The following is a 231-nucleotide window of genomic DNA, read 5'->3' as shown; positions in this document are numbered from 1 at the left end:
AGGCTGTATTTGTATTGTGAAAGAAAATGTACTTCCCTCACCTTGCATACTGTTTACGCTTACTTCACCGTGCATTAATTCACACAATTGTTTTACTATCGCAAGGCCAAGTCCTGTGCCCCCAAACTGGCGTGTAGTTGAGGTATCTGCTTGTGTAAATGAATCAAATAACGACGCTTGTTTTTTAGGGTCAATACCAATGCCAGTATCAATAATCGAACATTGTAGGAA

General features: G+C 39.8%; 1 protein-coding gene. It reads right to left on the bottom strand.

Annotated features, from left to right (window positions below):
- On the bottom strand, positions 1-231 hold a 231-nt coding region (locus tag AAEY88_RS15680), incomplete at both ends, for an ATP-binding protein (RefSeq protein ID WP_350563884.1).

The sequence above is a fragment of the Psychrobacter sp. CAL346-MNA-CIBAN-0220 genome, from assembly GCF_040309805.1.
In the GTDB taxonomy this organism is placed as follows: Bacteria; Pseudomonadota; Gammaproteobacteria; order Pseudomonadales; family Moraxellaceae; genus Psychrobacter.
The sequence above is the reverse complement of the archived record's forward strand: the minus strand, read 5'-3'. Positions and strand labels throughout refer to the sequence as shown.